17 protein-coding genes, 1 tRNA gene and 1 pseudogene are annotated in these 15,287 nt (G+C 66.6%); 7 read left to right on the forward strand and 12 right to left on the reverse strand.

What is annotated here, in order from left to right; all coding sequences use genetic code 11:
- Nucleotides 1–57: 57 nt before the first annotated feature.
- The 3 genes and pseudogenes from ACXI0D_RS10640 to ACXI0D_RS10650 form a co-directional block, all read right to left on the reverse strand.
- Nucleotides 58–992 (reverse strand): annotated as a pseudogene (locus ACXI0D_RS10640) (MBL fold metallo-hydrolase).
- A 157-nt stretch (nt 993–1,149) separates the two neighbouring features.
- On the reverse strand, nt 1,150–1,452 hold the full coding sequence (locus ACXI0D_RS10645; RefSeq protein WP_119007299.1) for a hypothetical protein: 303 nt from the start codon (nt 1,450–1,452) through the stop codon (nt 1,150–1,152).
- Nucleotides 1,453–1,655: 203 nt separating this feature from the next.
- Nucleotides 1,656–2,954 (reverse strand): tryptophan--tRNA ligase, encoded by a 1,299-nt coding sequence (locus ACXI0D_RS10650; protein ID WP_479642564.1) that lies wholly within the window; start codon nt 2,952–2,954, stop codon nt 1,656–1,658.
- 108 nt (nt 2,955–3,062) lie between these two features.
- On the opposite strand from ACXI0D_RS10650, the gene ACXI0D_RS10655 reads away from it, so the two are divergent.
- Complete coding sequence (locus ACXI0D_RS10655; protein WP_049447202.1) at nt 3,063–3,863, forward strand: hypothetical protein; 801 nt, start codon at nt 3,063–3,065, stop codon at nt 3,861–3,863.
- 73 nt (nt 3,864–3,936) lie between these two features.
- On the opposite strand, the gene ACXI0D_RS10660 is transcribed toward ACXI0D_RS10655, so the two are convergent.
- The 3 genes from ACXI0D_RS10660 to rocF form a co-directional block, all read right to left on the reverse strand.
- Nucleotides 3,937–4,158 (reverse strand): CsbD family protein, encoded by a 222-nt coding sequence (locus ACXI0D_RS10660; RefSeq protein ID WP_004153772.1) that lies wholly within the window; start codon nt 4,156–4,158, stop codon nt 3,937–3,939.
- A gap of 202 nt (nt 4,159–4,360) precedes the next feature.
- Entirely contained in the window at nt 4,361–4,498 is a 138-nt protein-coding gene (locus ACXI0D_RS10665) for an entericidin A/B family lipoprotein (RefSeq protein WP_008266021.1), read from the reverse strand.
- A 162-nt stretch (nt 4,499–4,660) separates the two neighbouring features.
- Entirely contained in the window at nt 4,661–5,581 is a 921-nt protein-coding gene (rocF, locus tag ACXI0D_RS10670) for an arginase (protein WP_004153767.1), read from the reverse strand.
- A 304-nt stretch (nt 5,582–5,885) separates the two neighbouring features.
- On the opposite strand from rocF, the gene ACXI0D_RS10675 reads away from it, so the two are divergent.
- The 4 genes from ACXI0D_RS10675 to ACXI0D_RS10690 all read left to right on the forward strand — a co-directional run bounded on the left by ACXI0D_RS10675 (nt 5,886) and on the right by ACXI0D_RS10690 (nt 9,016).
- Complete coding sequence (locus tag ACXI0D_RS10675; protein WP_233490824.1) at nt 5,886–6,305, forward strand: hypothetical protein; 420 nt, start codon at nt 5,886–5,888, stop codon at nt 6,303–6,305.
- A gap of 635 nt (nt 6,306–6,940) precedes the next feature.
- Nucleotides 6,941–7,345: a hypothetical protein gene (locus ACXI0D_RS10680; protein ID WP_049447207.1), complete on the forward strand. Its 405-nt coding sequence runs from the start codon at nt 6,941–6,943 to the stop codon at nt 7,343–7,345.
- A gap of 228 nt (nt 7,346–7,573) precedes the next feature.
- Nucleotides 7,574–8,176, forward strand: coding sequence for a hypothetical protein (locus tag ACXI0D_RS10685; protein ID WP_147416459.1), 603 nt, complete (start codon nt 7,574–7,576; stop codon nt 8,174–8,176).
- Nucleotides 8,177–8,230: 54 nt separating this feature from the next.
- On the forward strand, nt 8,231–9,016 hold the full coding sequence (locus ACXI0D_RS10690) for a hypothetical protein (RefSeq protein ID WP_147416461.1): 786 nt from the start codon (nt 8,231–8,233) through the stop codon (nt 9,014–9,016).
- 111 nt (nt 9,017–9,127) lie between these two features.
- Here the strand turns inward: ACXI0D_RS10690 and ACXI0D_RS10695 are convergent.
- The 4 genes from ACXI0D_RS10695 to birA form a co-directional block, all read right to left on the reverse strand.
- Nucleotides 9,128–9,203: transfer RNA gene (locus tag ACXI0D_RS10695), tRNA-Thr, on the reverse strand.
- 40 nt (nt 9,204–9,243) lie between these two features.
- A complete protein-coding gene (locus ACXI0D_RS10700; protein WP_119007301.1) occupies nt 9,244–10,098 on the reverse strand; it encodes an SPOR domain-containing protein in 855 nt (284 codons plus the stop codon).
- Between the two features lie 9 nt (nt 10,099–10,107).
- On the reverse strand, nt 10,108–10,839 hold the full coding sequence (locus tag ACXI0D_RS10705; RefSeq protein WP_049435511.1) for a type III pantothenate kinase: 732 nt from the start codon (nt 10,837–10,839) through the stop codon (nt 10,108–10,110).
- On the reverse strand, nt 10,836–11,804 hold the full coding sequence (birA, locus tag ACXI0D_RS10710; protein WP_049447244.1) for a bifunctional biotin--[acetyl-CoA-carboxylase] ligase/biotin operon repressor BirA: 969 nt from the start codon (nt 11,802–11,804) through the stop codon (nt 10,836–10,838). The genes ACXI0D_RS10705 and birA overlap by 4 nt, the downstream gene beginning before the upstream one ends.
- Nucleotides 11,805–11,948: 144 nt before the next feature.
- Here birA and ACXI0D_RS10715 point away from each other — a divergent pair, with 144 nt between their 5' ends.
- Nucleotides 11,949–12,233, forward strand: coding sequence for a hypothetical protein (locus ACXI0D_RS10715; RefSeq protein ID WP_014035646.1), 285 nt, complete (start codon nt 11,949–11,951; stop codon nt 12,231–12,233).
- Nucleotides 12,200–12,991 (forward strand): M90 family metallopeptidase, encoded by a 792-nt coding sequence (locus ACXI0D_RS10720; RefSeq protein ID WP_182474432.1) that lies wholly within the window; start codon nt 12,200–12,202, stop codon nt 12,989–12,991. Before ACXI0D_RS10715 ends, ACXI0D_RS10720 begins: the two co-directional genes overlap by 34 nt.
- Before the next feature lie 127 nt (nt 12,992–13,118).
- On the opposite strand, the gene ACXI0D_RS10725 is transcribed toward ACXI0D_RS10720, so the two are convergent.
- Together ACXI0D_RS10725 and ACXI0D_RS10730 are read right to left on the reverse strand one after the other, a co-directional pair.
- On the reverse strand, nt 13,119–14,543 hold the full coding sequence (locus tag ACXI0D_RS10725) for an ATP-binding protein (protein ID WP_014035644.1): 1,425 nt from the start codon (nt 14,541–14,543) through the stop codon (nt 13,119–13,121).
- Nucleotides 14,544–14,568: 25 nt separating this feature from the next.
- Nucleotides 14,569–15,252, reverse strand: a complete 684-nt coding sequence (locus tag ACXI0D_RS10730; RefSeq protein WP_004136763.1) for a response regulator transcription factor — start codon at nt 15,250–15,252, stop codon at nt 14,569–14,571.
- Nucleotides 15,253–15,287: the final 35 nt, after the last annotated feature.

Consider the following 15,287-nt stretch of genomic DNA (forward strand, 5'->3'; position numbering starts at 1 on the left):
TGGTCGTGACATCACCGGCGCGGCTCCGGGCCTGCGTCATCCGCGCATGGCGTGGATCTACCTGCTGATGCGGTCCAGCCAGCAGGCCAGGCCCTGTGCGTTGAGCTCGATGTCCATCGCCAGCACGGCGGTCACTGCCGCCTCGTCCAGCGCACAGCCATGCAGCTGTGCACGTTCCAGGTACAGCGCCTGCAGCGCTGCCAGCAGGCAGCGGTGGCGGTGCCGGACGGCCATCGCACTGGCGGCCGATGGCGGCCATCGCATCGATCTGCTCGAACAGGTCCCCTGCCAGTTTTTCCACCTGCTGCACGCGCCCATAGTGGGTCAGGTACATCGCCTGCGGCGCGTAGCCCAGCATGCGCCGGATCGAGGCCTTCATCGCCTCCGGATCGAATTGCACCGGCGAGGAGGTCGGGAAGATGAAAGCGCCCTGCGCGCTGTCCAGCTCGCGGTAGGAGATGCCGAACGTATCGCCGGTGAACCAGGCGCGGCTGCGCGCATCCCACACGCAATAGTGGTGCAGCGCATGACCCGGCGTGTGCAGCAGCAACAGCTCGCGGCCGGCCAGGTCGATGCGGTGGCCGTCTTCGGCCACTACCACGCGGTGTTCGGCAATCGCCTCGATGCGGCCATAGCTGCGCGCGATCTCTTCGGCGCCGTATACCGCCGTCGCACCGGCAATCAGCCGGGTCGGGTCGATCATGTGCGGCGCACCGCGCGGATGCAGCACCGCCTTCGCGTTTGGCAGCTCCTGCATCAGCAGGCCCGCTCCACCGGCGTGGTCCAGGTGCACATGCGTGAGCAGCAACCAATCCACCGCTTCCACGCCCAGGCCGGCGTCTGCCAGCGCCTGCAGCATCGCCAGCACCGACAGCCCAGATGCCGCAGTCGACGAAGGCCGCGCAGCCATTCTCAACGATCAGGTAGGCCGCGTCGAAATCGGGACGCTGGAAGCCGGTATCGATGGTGTGGATGCTGGGGTCGGCGGTCATCGGCACGCACCTGGCAGGATCGGGAACAGACCCCCATGGTAGGCGCGCAGGCGGCCCGGATTCGATGCGGCTTTGGTCGGGTAGTGCCGGCCGCTGGCCAGCAACCCCGGGATAGCCGGGGAGAAAGCATGTGCCGGCCAGCGGCCGGCGCTACCGATCAGCCGGAGCGCAATGCGAACCGCGGCCGCAGCAGCAACGCCAGCACCAGCACCGCCAGGAACGCGCCGTAGGCGTACAGCACCGCCAGCACCTGCGGCCAGATCGGGCCGGCGCCAGGCTGCACCACACCGATGCGGTAGCCCCACAGCATCGACACGATGCTCAGCGCGAACGCCAATACCAGGGTGGAGCCATCGAACAGGCGCCGCCGCGCGGTGCGCGGCTGGCGCGGGAACAGCCAGTACAGGCTGCCCAGCAGCAGGAACCAGGGCAGGAACAGCAGCAGCGACAACCAGGCCATCGCAGACTCCATGTCATCGCGCCGGAGGCGCGCAGACATCATGCCATGGGCGCTGTGCCGCGGTCGTGCCGGCCGCTGGCCGGCATTCCCTATGCAAATGCCGTGGTAGTGCCGGCCGCTGGCCGGCATTCCCTATGCAAATGCCGTGGTAGTGCCGGCCGCTGGCCGGCGTTTCCTATGCAAATGCCGGCCAGCGGCCGGCACTACCTTACTCCGGCGCGCAGCACGGCCAGGGCGGCCAGCACGGCGTCCACCTCGGCGTCCAGCTTGAACAGCTCGCTCTGCAGCTGGTCACCCTGCTCGGCCTGCTTGATCACCGCGATCAGCTGGCCCGCATCGCGCGGCGAATCGAAGCCTTCGCTCTGGATCAGCAGCGTGCCGTCACCGGCGGTCAGCTTGAAGTAGAAGCGGCCATCCTTTTCGCGGTACTGCTTGAACAGCGGCGGTGCCACGCGGGCCACGCCGGCGTCCTCGCTGGCGATGTCGCCCGCAGTGGACAGGTCACGCAGGCCCACCGCATGGCGCAGCTCGTCCAGCAGCGGTGCCGCCAGCTGCTCGCGCAGCTGCTGGCCACGGCGCTTGAGCAGCGCTTCGATCTTCTCCGGCTCGGCCATCAGCGCGTTGTAGCGCTCGCGCAACGGCGACAGCTCGCTGTCGATGCGCTCGAACAGCTGCTGCTTGGCATCGCCCCAGCTGATGCCGGCGGCGAACGCCTTGGCGAATTCCGCGGTCTGTTCCGGCGTGGCGAACGCCTGGTACATCTGGAACAGTGCCGAGCCCTCGGTGTCCTTCGGCTCGCCCGGTGCGCGCGAGTCGGTCAGGATCGAGAACACCAGCTTCTTCAGCTCCTCGCGCGGCACGAACAGCGGAATGGTGTTGTGGTAGCTCTTGCTCATCTTGCGGCCATCCAGGCCCGCCAGCGTCGCCACCTGCTCGTCGATCACCACGTCCGGCAGCGGGAAGTACTCCTTGCCGTACACGTGGTTGAAGCGCTGGGCGAAATCGCGCGCCATCTCGATGTGCTGGATCTGGTCACGGCCCACCGGTACCTGGTTGGCCTTGAAGATCAGGATGTCGGCGGCCATCAGCACCGGGTACATGAACAGGCCGGCGCTGACGCCTGCGTCCTCGTCCACGCCTTCCTCGCGGTTCTTGTCCACCGCCGCCTTGTAGGCGTGCGCGCGGTTGAGGATGCCCTTGCTGGCGATGGCGGTCAGGAACCACATCAGCTCGGTGGTTTCGCGGATGTCGCTCTGGCGGTAGAACCACACGTGTTCCGGGTCCAGGCCGCAGGCCAGCCAGCTGGCCGCGATCTCCAGGGTCGCGCGCTGGGTGCGCTGCGGGTCCTGGGACTTGATCAGGCTGTGCAGGTCGGCCAGGAAGAAGAAGCTCTCGATGCCCGGCGCGCGGCTGGCCGCAATGGCCGGACGGATGGCGCCAACGTAGTTGCCCAGGTGGGGCGTGCCGGAGGGGGTGATGCCGGTAAGGACTCGGGTCGTCATGACTGCGTGGGGTAACCTTCGATGAACGGGGCCAGTTTACCTTGCACGCCACCAACCCCGTCAGGGCCTGCGGCGCGTTCATTCACGCAACCCCGCTGGAGACGCCCGATGAAACGCCTGCTGCCCCTGCTGCTGATCCTGCCCCTGGCCGGCTTCCGCCCGGCCCCGATGCCGCCGCCGGTGTACGAGGGCGGCCCCGTGCGCATGGCCCTGGTCGACCGCGACCGCGGTACCGAACTGCGCAGCTACCCGGCCGAAGGCCAGCGCTGGGTGGCCGGCGAGCGCGGCCACCGCTATGCCGTGCGCCTGTACAACGACAGCCCGCGCCGGGTGCTGGTGGTGCTGTCGGTGGACGGCGTCAACGCCATCTCCGGCGAAGATGCCGATCCCTCGCAGACCGGCTATGTGCTCAATCCCGGCCAGCGCGCCGACATCACCGGCTGGCGCAAGAGCCAGGACGAAGTAGCGCAGTTCGTGTTCAGCAGCCCCAGCGGCAGCTATGCCAGCCGCACCGGCCGCCCGGACAACATCGGTGTGGTGGGCGTGGCCGTGTTCGAGGAAGCGCGCCGCTGGCGGCCCGAGCCGATCCTGCGCCGTGGCCCGCCGCTGCCGGCCCCGGCACCGGCGGCGGAAGCGGCGGCCGATGCCAGCGCCAGCCGCATCGAGGGCTACGCCAGCAAGTCGCAGGCGCCGGCGCTGGGTACCGGCCATGGCGCACGCGAGCAGTCCTCGGTGCGCGACACCGACTTCGAACGCGCCAGCCGCAGCCCCGCACAGGTCCTGCAGCTGCGTTACGACAGCGCCCGCAACCTGCGTGCGCGCGGCATCCTGGTGGATTCGCCCTCGCGCCTGCCGCGCGAGCCGCAGGCCTTCCCGAACCGCTACGTGCCGGACCCGCCGGCGCGCTGATCACCCCGCCCAGACAACACAACGCCCGCAACCTCTCGGTGCGGGCGTCGTGCTGTGGGGGAAACCGAAGCGCTTACTTGTAGTCCGGGTAGTCCTTGCTCACCGCGTCCTGGAACTCACGTACTTCCTTCTCCGCGCGGTCCTTGGCCCAGCCATAACGTTCCTGCAGGCGGCCGGCCAGGTATTCGGCATTGCCTTCGGCCACATCGAAGTCGTCGTTGGTCAGATCGCCCCACTTGGCCTGGGCCTTGCCCTTCAGCTGCGACCACTTGCCGGAAATGATGTCTTTGTTCATTGCTGGGAGTCCTTGGTTGCAACGGCGTTCTTACCGTGGCTCCAGCTTCGCGCAGCGGCTGTTGAGTGCCGGTCAACCGGCAATGAAATACATGCTCACGTGCTTGAATGGTTCACTCCGCTTCGACAGACGCAGCGAAACGCACGCACAAAAAAAGGCCGGGGATGTCCCCGGCCTTTTCTCTTTCAGTTGCGTGCGGGGCTCAACGGCCCTTGGCGGTGTCTTCAACCTTTTCGCCCGCCTTCTGCACGTCCTTGCCGGCGCCGGCAATGGTGTTGCAACCGGCCAGCAGGGCCACCGAGAACATCGACAACAGCATCAGGGCAACTACGCGCTTCATGGGCTTCTCCTTGGGTTCGCCGCTATACCGCTTCATTCGCGGATGGGATTCTTTCGCTCGGCGGGAGGGCACCAATGCCCACTGCCGCCGCGTGAAGTGCAATCTGGCGGCAGGGGCGTGGAGCGGGTGTGAACGGTTCGAGATTCCGTTCAGCAGGGGCGCTCAGTCGCGCATCAGCGTGGACTTGCCAAACAGGCTTTCCACCAGGTCCACGGCCAGTTCGGCGGTGGCATTCTGCTTGTCCAGCAAGGGGTTGAGCTCGACGATATCCAGCGAACCCATGCGCCCGGTGTCGGCAATCATCTCCATCACCAGCTGCGCCTCGCGGTAGTTCACCCCGCCCGGCACGGTGGTGCCCACGCCCGGCGCGATGCTCGGGTCGAGGAAGTCCACATCGAAGCTGACATGCAGGTGGGTGTTCTCGTCGATGCCGGCCAGCGCCGCTTCAACCGCGCGCTTCATGCCGTTCTCGTCGATGTAGCGCATGTCGTACACATCGACCTTGTGGGTCTTGATCAGGCGCTTCTCTTCCGGGTCCACCGAGCGGATGCCGATCTGGTGCATCTGCGCCGGGGTGATCGCCGGCGACGTGCCGCCCAGGCGGGTCAGCGCGTCCGGGCCGAGGCCACACAGGCACGCCACCGGCATGCCGTGGATGTTGCCCGACGGGGTCACATCGCTGGTGTTGAAGTCCGAATGCGCATCCAGCCACAGCACGCGCAGGGTCTTGCCCTGCTCGCGGCACCAGCGCGCGACAGCGGTGATCGAACCGATGCCCAGGCAGTGGTCGCCGCCGAGCATGATCGGCATGCGCCCGGCCTGCAGTTCGGCGTAGCTGGCTTCCATCAGTGCGTGGTTCCACGCCACCACCTCATCCAGATGGCGGTAGCCTTCCACCGGCGCGGTCCACGGGTTGCGCGGGCCATCCAGGTTGCCCAGGTCGCGCACGTCCACGCCGCGCGCCTCCAGCGCCTCCGGCAGGCCCGCCACGCGCAGTGCTTCCGGCCCCAGCCGTGCACCGCGATGGCCCGCACCGACATCGGTGGGAACGCCAATCAGGGATACGGAAATGGGATGGGCCATGGGTGCCTCCTGCGGTGGGGAAAAGAAGCACAGTCTAGCCAGAGCTGTGTGACACCACTCGCGGCGGTGCAGCAGGCGGTGATCCAGAACACCGGGGTCACGCTGGCGTTCCTGGTCAGACATCCCAGCGCTGGTCCGTAAGGAAACCGACCTTTCTTGACCGACCTCACAGCCAGGTCGGTATCGCCTCTTATCCACGGCGGCCATTGTCTCCACACTGCGCCGGCACCCCAACGGTGCCTCTTCAATTCCCCAACAAAGGAGAACGACGCGCATGAAACATGCACTTACTGGATGTGCAGTATTGGCGATTGCCCTGGGCGGACTGGTTGCGCCAGATGCCCGTGCGTCTTCCCAGCGCATCACGCATACGGTGACCTCCGATGCGTTTGCAATGCACACGCAAGGCGCACGCCAAGTGCTCGACTGGGTGGCGCAGCGTGTAAAGCCGACGTTCGCCCCGCAGGGCTACGGCAACGTACACGTGGAACGGCGGGCGTTCTCCGTCGGGGGCGCGTCTGCACGCTCGGACGGATCGATTCCCGGCAAGCTACCGGAGCAGGGCATTCCCGGTGAGATCTACCGGGTGGAAAACCTGCTTCCCGATGGCTCCCTGCAGACATGGGAGTTCACCTGGGTGGAACCCTCCTCCGGCCATGGCGGCGGCTGGGACGTCACCGGGTACACCTACAAGAAGGGCAATGACCCGGTAAACCAGCAGTAACTGCTCGCTGCCCTGCCCCGCCTCAGACACGCTGCCGCGGAATCTCGGCAAACCGGCGTCAGGCGCCGTATGTGGACGTTGTTGCGCGCGGCAGGGCCTTGCTGGCTGTCCATGAAGACGCTCAAGAGCCGGACGGAACGCGTTGGGATTCACATCTGGTAGGGTGTTCTTGCAACGCCGCCAGGGCAGTTAAGCCAGCTTTACTTCTTGGGCCATCGCTGCCGCGCGGCAGCGGTGGAACAGCAGGATTCATCGATGATGACGGCACTGCGCGATATGTCGCTTCTGGCATTGCACTGCTCGAAACAGGCCAAACGCGATAATTCATTCTTTCTCTCAGATCACCCGATGCCATCGAAACAAACGACTGGCAGGCGGTGATTTCGCGTGCGCATGATGAATCGCCACCTGCACAGGTGGCCGGGACTTCCAAGCCCGTGTAGTCAACGATGTATACGCTTGCCAGCCGGCGTCGTCCTTTCAGGGGCGGCGCCGGCTGGCAATCCGTTCGCCGATCGACGGCGGGCGGTGCGTGGGGGCCTCGTGCCCGCCGATTCGTTGACCCGGTCTTGGAAGCCACGCATCGCCCGCCACCCTACCGTGGCGGCACCTCTGTTCCTGACGAGGATGCCCGCATGTCCAGAACCCACCACCCGTACCTGACCGCCACCCTGGGCGAGGCCGCCCTGCGCCTGCCGCCCGAACTGGCGCAGCCGTTGGAAGCCGCTTTTGCCGCTGCGAACGAGGCACCCGCGCCGATCAATCTTCCCGGCTGCCTGCAGCGCATCCGCGCCGGTGATGCCGCCGACGGACAGCCGTGGCAAGGGCCGGCCAGCACACCCGGCCATGCCGTGGCAGCCGCACGCAGGGACCGCGCCGCGGTGGGTTTGGTGTCGCTGTTGGAGCTGTACCACGCCACCGAGCGCGTGCGCGTGGACGGGGAAGAGAAGGACGACATCGGCGACGGCACGCGCGAAGGGCTGATGCTGGCCTGCCGGGGGCTGGCGGAGTATGTGGCGTTGCAGGTGGGTACGAGGTAGTTGGCGAGAAGATCTGCACAAATGCCTGAATTCTACTTCGTTGTGGAGTGTTTCCTTGCACTCGCACACGCGCGACTCATTACCGAGGGTGATACTCGACGACGCCGAGGGATACTCAATACCAAGACCGAAGTCACATCTACCCCTGTCGATCTCATGTCAACTGCTCCGCGTGGCTTCGAAACCACGGTGCACCACGCATCCTTCTAGACCAAGGAGAGATCTAGCATGAGAATGAATTCCAAGAGCATATTGGCCGCCTCCACTATCGCATTGGGAAGCGCACTCCTTTTCACAGGTTGCAATCTGAAGAGTGTTCGGGCTTATGGCGAGTGCAGCGGAAAACAAGCGGGTGGCGGAGAGTGCAAGGCGGGCATGGAAGTTATCTGGGAAGGGGACGGCGGTGGGAAGAAGGGCATTTACAACTCCCTGCTGTCTTCGCTCAGCGCACTCCCAGATGCCGCGACGTTTGAGCTGGATACATCCGGATCAACCATACCGTATCCTGCCACGGGCAATGCGGTACTCCGGGTAAAGAACGTCGCTACCGGCGTAATCAGCGCGTCCCAGACGTTTTCATGGATCAGGACAGGCACTGTGATCCGAGTTGCGGACCCTAACGCGGTGAATGCCTGGGTATACGCAAATGTGGGTAATGGCGATGCCTTGAGCTACGACCTACTCCCCTTCCATTCGGCATACGGAAATGGTCCGCAGGTTATCGCTGGGCAAGCCAAACAGGAAGGCATTACCAAGGCGAGCTACTACTTGGAGTTCGAAGGACGGGATTGCGTCAACCACCCGTCGCCGCACTTGTGCATGGAGATGTAGTAAACAACAGGAGATGCGGGTGCACCTTGAGCACCCGCACCTTTGGGAGAAGCGATGAAAGGAGTCGTACTCGCCGCATTCGCCGCCTCCATCCTGGCAGGCTGCGCCACAACAATTGGATTGCCACAAGGCATCCCTCCGGATGGCTACACCGAGCTGGTGTCCACGCCTCTCGGGCCATTCCGCTACTTCCGGTCTCTCTCCATTGTTCCAGGGCGCAAGGACCTGCCCGCTCTGGAATCGTTTCACTGCACCAACACCCAGCACGAAATCCTGCTCTTGATGGCTGCAGGATCACAGGTTGACGTTGCCGATACCTGTACGCGCATTGATGCAGCAGCGAAGTTCTCCGAATCATGGATAGAAGCAAAGGCTAACAGATACCGGATTCTTCTCGCGCCAACGGATACCGCCGCGACGATACAGTCGCGTGCTTTGGGATCGTTCTCGGGTGGGAAGACATTGGCACTTGCGGCTTCGATACATGACGACCGCGGACGGACAGTTGCAAACCTTGTCGATCTGGTCGCACACGAGACATTCCATGCGCTAGGTCATGCTACAAGGCACCCTCAGGCGCTTGATGAACGCATCGCCTACTACGCCGGACTCTGCGCACAGCTTCAGGTAAATGGCGTTGTTCGAGAGGATTCGCTGCCTGGAGCCGCCATCGGTACGGACGAAGCTGCAGTGCAGCTGTCTTCGCAAGCAGCCTATCGTGTCCGTCTCGAGACCTATCCCCTTCTCGCCGATGGCCGCATTCAAATGAATGAGCAATCTGGCGAACGTATGCTCCAGCGTTGCAGCCAACTCAGAAGGAGTCTTACGAGGTCGCGTTGAACACGCCTGCAGACCCACATTCTTTCCAGAACGGCAACGCACAAAAAAACCCGCCATTGCAGCGGGTTGATTGTTCCCAGTGGACATGTGCGGATGCCAAGGGATCGAAGATGGTGCCGCTTATCCGAATCGAACGGATGACCTACTGTTTACAAGACAGTTGCTCTACCAACTGAGCTAAAGCGGCATGGGTGGTGCACCGGCGGCAGCGCCGCGGTCCGGGGATTCTAGCGCAACCGCGTGCATTCCAGCGACCGGCTCTGTGCCGCCCCGCTGCGCTGCTGGGCCTGGGCCGGCTGCGTGCCCGCCGCCAGCTGCCCTTCCAGCCACCATTGGCCGGCGTCGCCGCTGGCGACCAGGCGCGGCTGGAAGCCGGCGGCCTGCACCGCCGCCATGCGCCGCTCTGCGCCTTCGCGGTTGCGGTACTGGCCCAGCGCCACGGCGTTGGCCTCCTCGCCCTGGCTGATGATGTAGTAGTCGCTCAGGCCGGCGGCGACGATGCGCTTCACGGTGGCCTGCGCTTCGTCGCGGTTGGCGGCGGCCGGCAGCATCACCCGGTAACGGGCACTGCCGCTGGCAGCGGGCTGTTCGCGCAGGCGCACCTGGCTGAGCTGCGTGCCAGCCTTGCCCTGCGCGCTGCTCGCGGCGGCGCGGTCGGCGAACGGGCCCAGTGCGACGCAGCGCGGCGGCTCGGCGGCTGCGGGCGGGGTTACGGGTTTTTCCGGTGCCGGTACGGGTGCAGGCGGCGCTACCGGCTTGGCAGCGGCAGCAACCGCCGCAGCGTCAGCCGTCTGCGGCTTGGGAATGTCCGGCTTGGCCGGCACGGCCGGCACCGGCGCGGGCGTCGCAGCCACAGCCGTCTTCGCGGCCGGTTCGCGTTCCACCAGCGGCGCGGTCGGGGCAGCGGCCGTCGCTTCGGCTGCGGCATTGGCATCCACACCACTGGGCACCCAGCGCAGCTCGGCCACGCCGGCCGGTTGCGGCGGCGGCGCGGGCGGTTGCGGTGCATCGCGCAGCAGCCACCAGCAGGCGACGCCAAGATTGAGGATGGCCAGTACGACGATCAGGGCACGGGTCAGCATGCGCGGATACTAGCCTGCGGGCTGGTGCACCGCCCAGCGGGCGAGGCCATCCAGCACCAGCGAGGGGTGGTAGTCGGCGCCGGGCAGCAGCGGCATCAGCGCCGGTGCGCCGCCACCATGCACCAGCAGCGACGGTGCCACGCCCAGCAGCGTGTGCGCCTGCTGTGCACTGCGTTCGATCAGCGCCACGGCCGCGCCGTCGCAGCCAGAGGCCAGCGCGTCGGCGGTGTCGTTGGCGAATTCGCTGTAGTCGCCGCCGGTCGCCGGCAGCTGCACCGCACGCGCGTGCAGTGCTTCGCGCATGGTGGTGGGCGATGCGGAAATGCGGCCCCCGTGGTGCTGGCCATCGGCGTCGAGCAGGTCAATGGTCAGTGCGGTGCCCACGCCGACCACCAGCACCGGGCGCTGCGCCTTGGCCGCAGCCAGCAGGGCCAGGAAGCGGTCAACGCCGAACTTTTCCGGCTTGGCATAGGCAATGCGCACGCCCGCGCATTCGGCGCTGGTGCGCACGACATGCACGTGCTCGAAGCGGCGCTGCAGCTGGTCCAGCATGGCGCTGGTCAGCGAGGGTGCGGCCACGCTGGCCACGAACGCGGTGCGGCCGCTGGGCAGGCTGTGCGGCGGTTGCCCGGCCATGCCTTCGGCGCCATGCGCCCAGGCCTGCACGTCACCGGCGCGGTCGCCCTGCAACGGCGCGAACTTGAAGCGCGAGTTGCCCAGGTCGAACAACCAATCGCTCATGCTGCCCTCACGCTGACTTCGCCGGCGTGCAGCAGGCGTTCCTGGCCATCGATGCGCACGCGCAATGCGCCGTCATCGGCCAGGCCTAGCGCGGTACCGTGCTGCCACTGCCCATCCAGTTCCACGCGTACTTCGCGGCCGGCCAGCATGTCGAAGGCGGCGTAGCGCGGCAGGAACGGAGCGAGGCCTTCGCGATCGAATTCTTCCAGCGCCGGCAGCAGGCGCGTCAGCACGGCCGCAACGACCACGTTGCGGTCCACCGGCGTGCCGGCCAGCGTGTCCAGGTCCACCCACGGCTGGGTGATCTGCTCGGCGAACGACGGCGGCATGTGCGTGTTGATGCCGATGCCGATCACCGCGCGCGCCGGGCCGGCGTATTCGCCACCACCTTCAGCGAGCAGGCCAACCAGCTTGCGCTTGCCATCGACGATCAGGTCGTTGGGCCACTTCAGCTGCGCCTGGGTGTAGCCCAGGTCGTGCAGCGCTTCGGCCACGGCGATGCCGGCCACCAGGCTCAGCCCGGCCAGGCGGCCGAGGCCACCGGAGTACAGGCGCAGCACCGACAGGTAGATATGCGCGGCCAGCGGCGAGGCCCAGGTGCGGCCACGACGGCCGCGGCCACCGGTCTGGCGTTCGGCCAGCAGGACGCTGACCCCGCGCTGGGGCGCGCTGCAACGCAGCAATTCGGCGTTGGTCGAATCCACCGTCCAGGCCACCTGCAGGTCGTGCAGCAGCGGCAGAACCCCTGCCGGCAGGCCGGCGCGGATCGCGTCCGGGTCCAGCAGATCGACCGCCCGGGTCAGGCCATAGCCTTCGCCGGCGCGGCCCTCTACGTCCACACCGGCGGCCCTAAGCCCTTGAATGCGCTTCCAAATTGCCGCCCGGGTCTGGCCCAGCTCACGGGCCAGGGCGTCGCCGGACAGGCGACCGGCAGCGAGTTTGGCCAGCAATTGGCGATCGTCCACGGCAGCTTCCACGAAGTCAGGAAGGAATTATGCGGGAAAGCCGCCAGCGACGCCCGCCACGCTGGGTTCCGCGGGGGCTTCCAACGGGGCGGCGAGTTCGGGCTAGAATCGGGAACTCACCTTCCCTTAACGTGGATGTCGTCAATGCGCCGTTATGCCCATTGCCTGATCCTGCTGATGATGCCCTTCGCGGCGTCTGCGACAGCAGCGCTGGACGACAGCCGCGGCGCCTGTGTGTCGTCCAACGGTGATGCCGCCTCCCAGCGCGCACCGACCGCGACCGCCTCGGCCGCCACCACCAAGCCGGCGGCGGTACGCCCGGCCGCCAGCAGTGCCACCAGCACCGGCGGCGGTGGCAGCGACGATGACGTGCTGCAACGCATCCGTGCGCCGAAGTGGCACAGCTACCTGCCGGGAATGTTCCGCTGATCAAGTCGTTGCTGCAGTGGCTGCGGCCTGCGCCGCGGCCGATCGACGATGCACTGTGGGAAGACGCCTGCCGCCGCGCGGCCTGGTTGCACGGACTGGACGACGAACGCCGTGCGCGCCTGCGCGTACTGGCCACGCGCTTCCTGCACGAGAAGACCATTACCCCGATCGGCGAGCTGCAGCTGCAGGCCGGTGACGGCGTGCTGCTGGCGGCACTGTGCTGCCTGCCGCTGCTGGAGTTCGGCGAGGTGGGGCTGGAAGGCTGGTCGCAGCTGATCGTCTACCCCGATGCGTTCCGCGTGCACCGCAGCCACATGGATGCGGCCGGCGTGCTGCACGAGTGGGATGACGAGCTGATCGGCGAGTCGTGGGACAGCGGTCCGTTGATCCTGTCCTGGGCCGACGTGCAGGCCGACCTGGCCGCACCCCACGAGGGTTACTGCGTGGCGGTGCACGAGATGGTGCACAAGCTGGATGCGCTGGATGGCGCGATGGACGGCACCCCGCCGCTGCCGCGCGAATGGCAGCGCGAATGGGCCGCCACGTTCCAGCGCGCCTACGATGCCTTCTGCACGCAGGTGGATGCGGGCGAGGAAATGCTGATCGATCCGTATGCGGCCGAAGCGCCGGAAGAGTTCTTCGCGGTGGCCAGCGAGTACCACTTCTCTGCGCCGGATCTGCTGCAGCAGGCGTTGCCGGAGGTGGCCGCGCAGCTGCGGCGGTTCTATGGCGAGCCGCCGAAGATCGAATTGCGGTAGTGCCGGCTGCTGGCCGGCAACCTGGCGCTGCCACCGAAGATCATGAGGTTGCCGGCCAGCGGCCGGCACTACCGGAACACCACGCGTTGTTGCGCGAGGCGATGCCCGGTGGACGGGAATGCGCGGCTTACGGCCCCGGCGGCAGACGCACTTCGAAGCGGGCACCGCCCAGTTCGGCCGAACGGCCCACGGTCAGTTCGCCGCGGTAATCCTTGATCAGGTCCTGCACGATCGACAGGCCGATGCCGTGGCCCTGCACGCGCTCGTCGCCACGCACGCCACGCTGCAGCACCTTGCCGATGTCGTCCGGGGCAATGCCCGGGCCATCGTCATCCACCGCCAGCAGCAGGCCGGCACGGCGTGCGTTCGGGGCCGGCAGCGGCTGCGCGGTCAACAGCACGCGGCGGTTGGCCCATTTGAAGGCGTTCTCCAGCAGATTGCCGAGCAGTTCCTGCAGGTCGCCCGGTTCGCCGTGGAAGCGCGCCGCCGGGTCGATATCGAATTCGCACAGCACGCCCTTGGAGGCGTAGACCTTTTCCAGGCCACGCACGATTTCCTCGGCATTGGACTCGATCGGCAGCGGCGCGGAGAACAGCTTGTGGCCCGACGAGGCCGCGCGCGCCAGCTGGTACGAGACCAGGTTGTTCATGCGCTGCAGCTGCACGTCCAGTTCCTCGCGCAGTGCGTTGTCGCCGGCACCGCTGTCCATCTGCGTGCGCAGCACCGCGATCGGCGTCTTCAGGCTGTGCGCCAGGTCGGCCAGGGTGTTGCGCTGGCGCTCGAGGTTCTCGCGCTCGCTTTCGATGAAGGCGTTGATGCTGTCGGTCAGCGGTTCCAGCTCGCGCGGGTGGCGCTCGCTCATGCGCTCGGTCTCGCCGCGCTGCACCTTGGTCAGCTCGGTGATCACGCGGCGCAGCGGGCGCAGGCTCCACTGCAGGATGACGGTCTGCAGCAGCAGCAGGATCAGGCCGATGCCGCCCAAGTAGAACCAGACGCGGCCACGGAACACGCGCAGCTGCGCACCCAGCGCGCGCGAGTCTTCCATCACGTAGATGGTGTACGGGAATTCGGTGGCGGGATCGGCGTCGGCGCCCCACACCAGGCCCAGGCCATAGCGGTAGACCGAGCCCTGGCTGCCATCGATCTGGATCATCGGCAGCGGGCCTTCGAACACTTCCTGGCGCGGCGCCAGCAGGCCACCACCGACGGTGGGCAGCATGGGACCTTCGGCGGACATCGAATTGCCCTTGCCGTGCGGCATCACCACCTGCAGGTACAGGCCACTGCCCGGCACGTCGAAGCGCGAATCCGGCGGTTGCTCGCGGATGTACAGCGAGCGGTCGCGGGTGAAGTCGATGCCGGCCGCGTAGGAGGTGGCGTAGTTCTTCAGGCGCTCACGCAGGTTCGCCTTCGCCGTATCGGCGAAGGCGGCGTCGAGCGCGTAACCGGCCAGGGCCAGGAACGCGACCAGGCCCACGGACGCGGCGAGCATCTGGCGCGCCTGCAGTGAGCGCGGCCGCCAGCGTCGGAAGAACCACAGACGGCCGGACATCGTGTTATCGCCAGGGTGAGCCGGCTCAGCCCTCGTTGCGCGGAATCGCGAAACGGTAGCCGCGACCGCGCACGGTCTCGATCGGCTTCAGTTCGCCATCCGGGTCCAGCTTCTTGCGCAGGCGGCCGATGAACACTTCCAGCACGTTCGAGTCGCGGTCGAAGTCCTGCTGGTAGATGTGCTCGGTGAGGTCGGCCTTGGAGACCAGTTCACCGGCATGCATCATCAGGTACTCCAGCACCTTGTACTCGTAGCTGGTCAGGTCGACATTGCTGCCGGCCACGCTGACGGTCTGGGCGGCGAGGTCCAGGGCGACCGGGCCGCATTCCAGGGTCGGCTTGCTCCAGCCTGCAGCGCGGCGCAGCAGCGCGTTGACGCGGGCCAGCAGCTCTTCGACGTGGAACGGCTTGACCAGGTAATCGTCGGCACCCTGCTTCAGGCCCTCGACCTTGTCCTGCCAGCTCGAACGCGCGGTCAGGATCAGCACCGGGAACTTCTTGCCTTCGTCACGCAGGGCCTTGATCAGCTCCATGCCCGACATCTTGGGCAGGCCGAGGTCGATGATGCCGACATCGAACGGAACTTCGCGCCCCATGTAGAGGCCTTCCTCGCCGTCCTGCGCAGCATCGACGGCAAAGCCTTCGCGCTTGAGCCGGGCTGCCAGGGTCTCACGCAGCGGGGCTTCGTCTTCGACCAGAAGGATACGCATGAACTCTCCCTAGTGTCCTGGGTGTGGCCCGGAGG

The organism is Stenotrophomonas sp. C9D9, assembly GCF_056491205.1.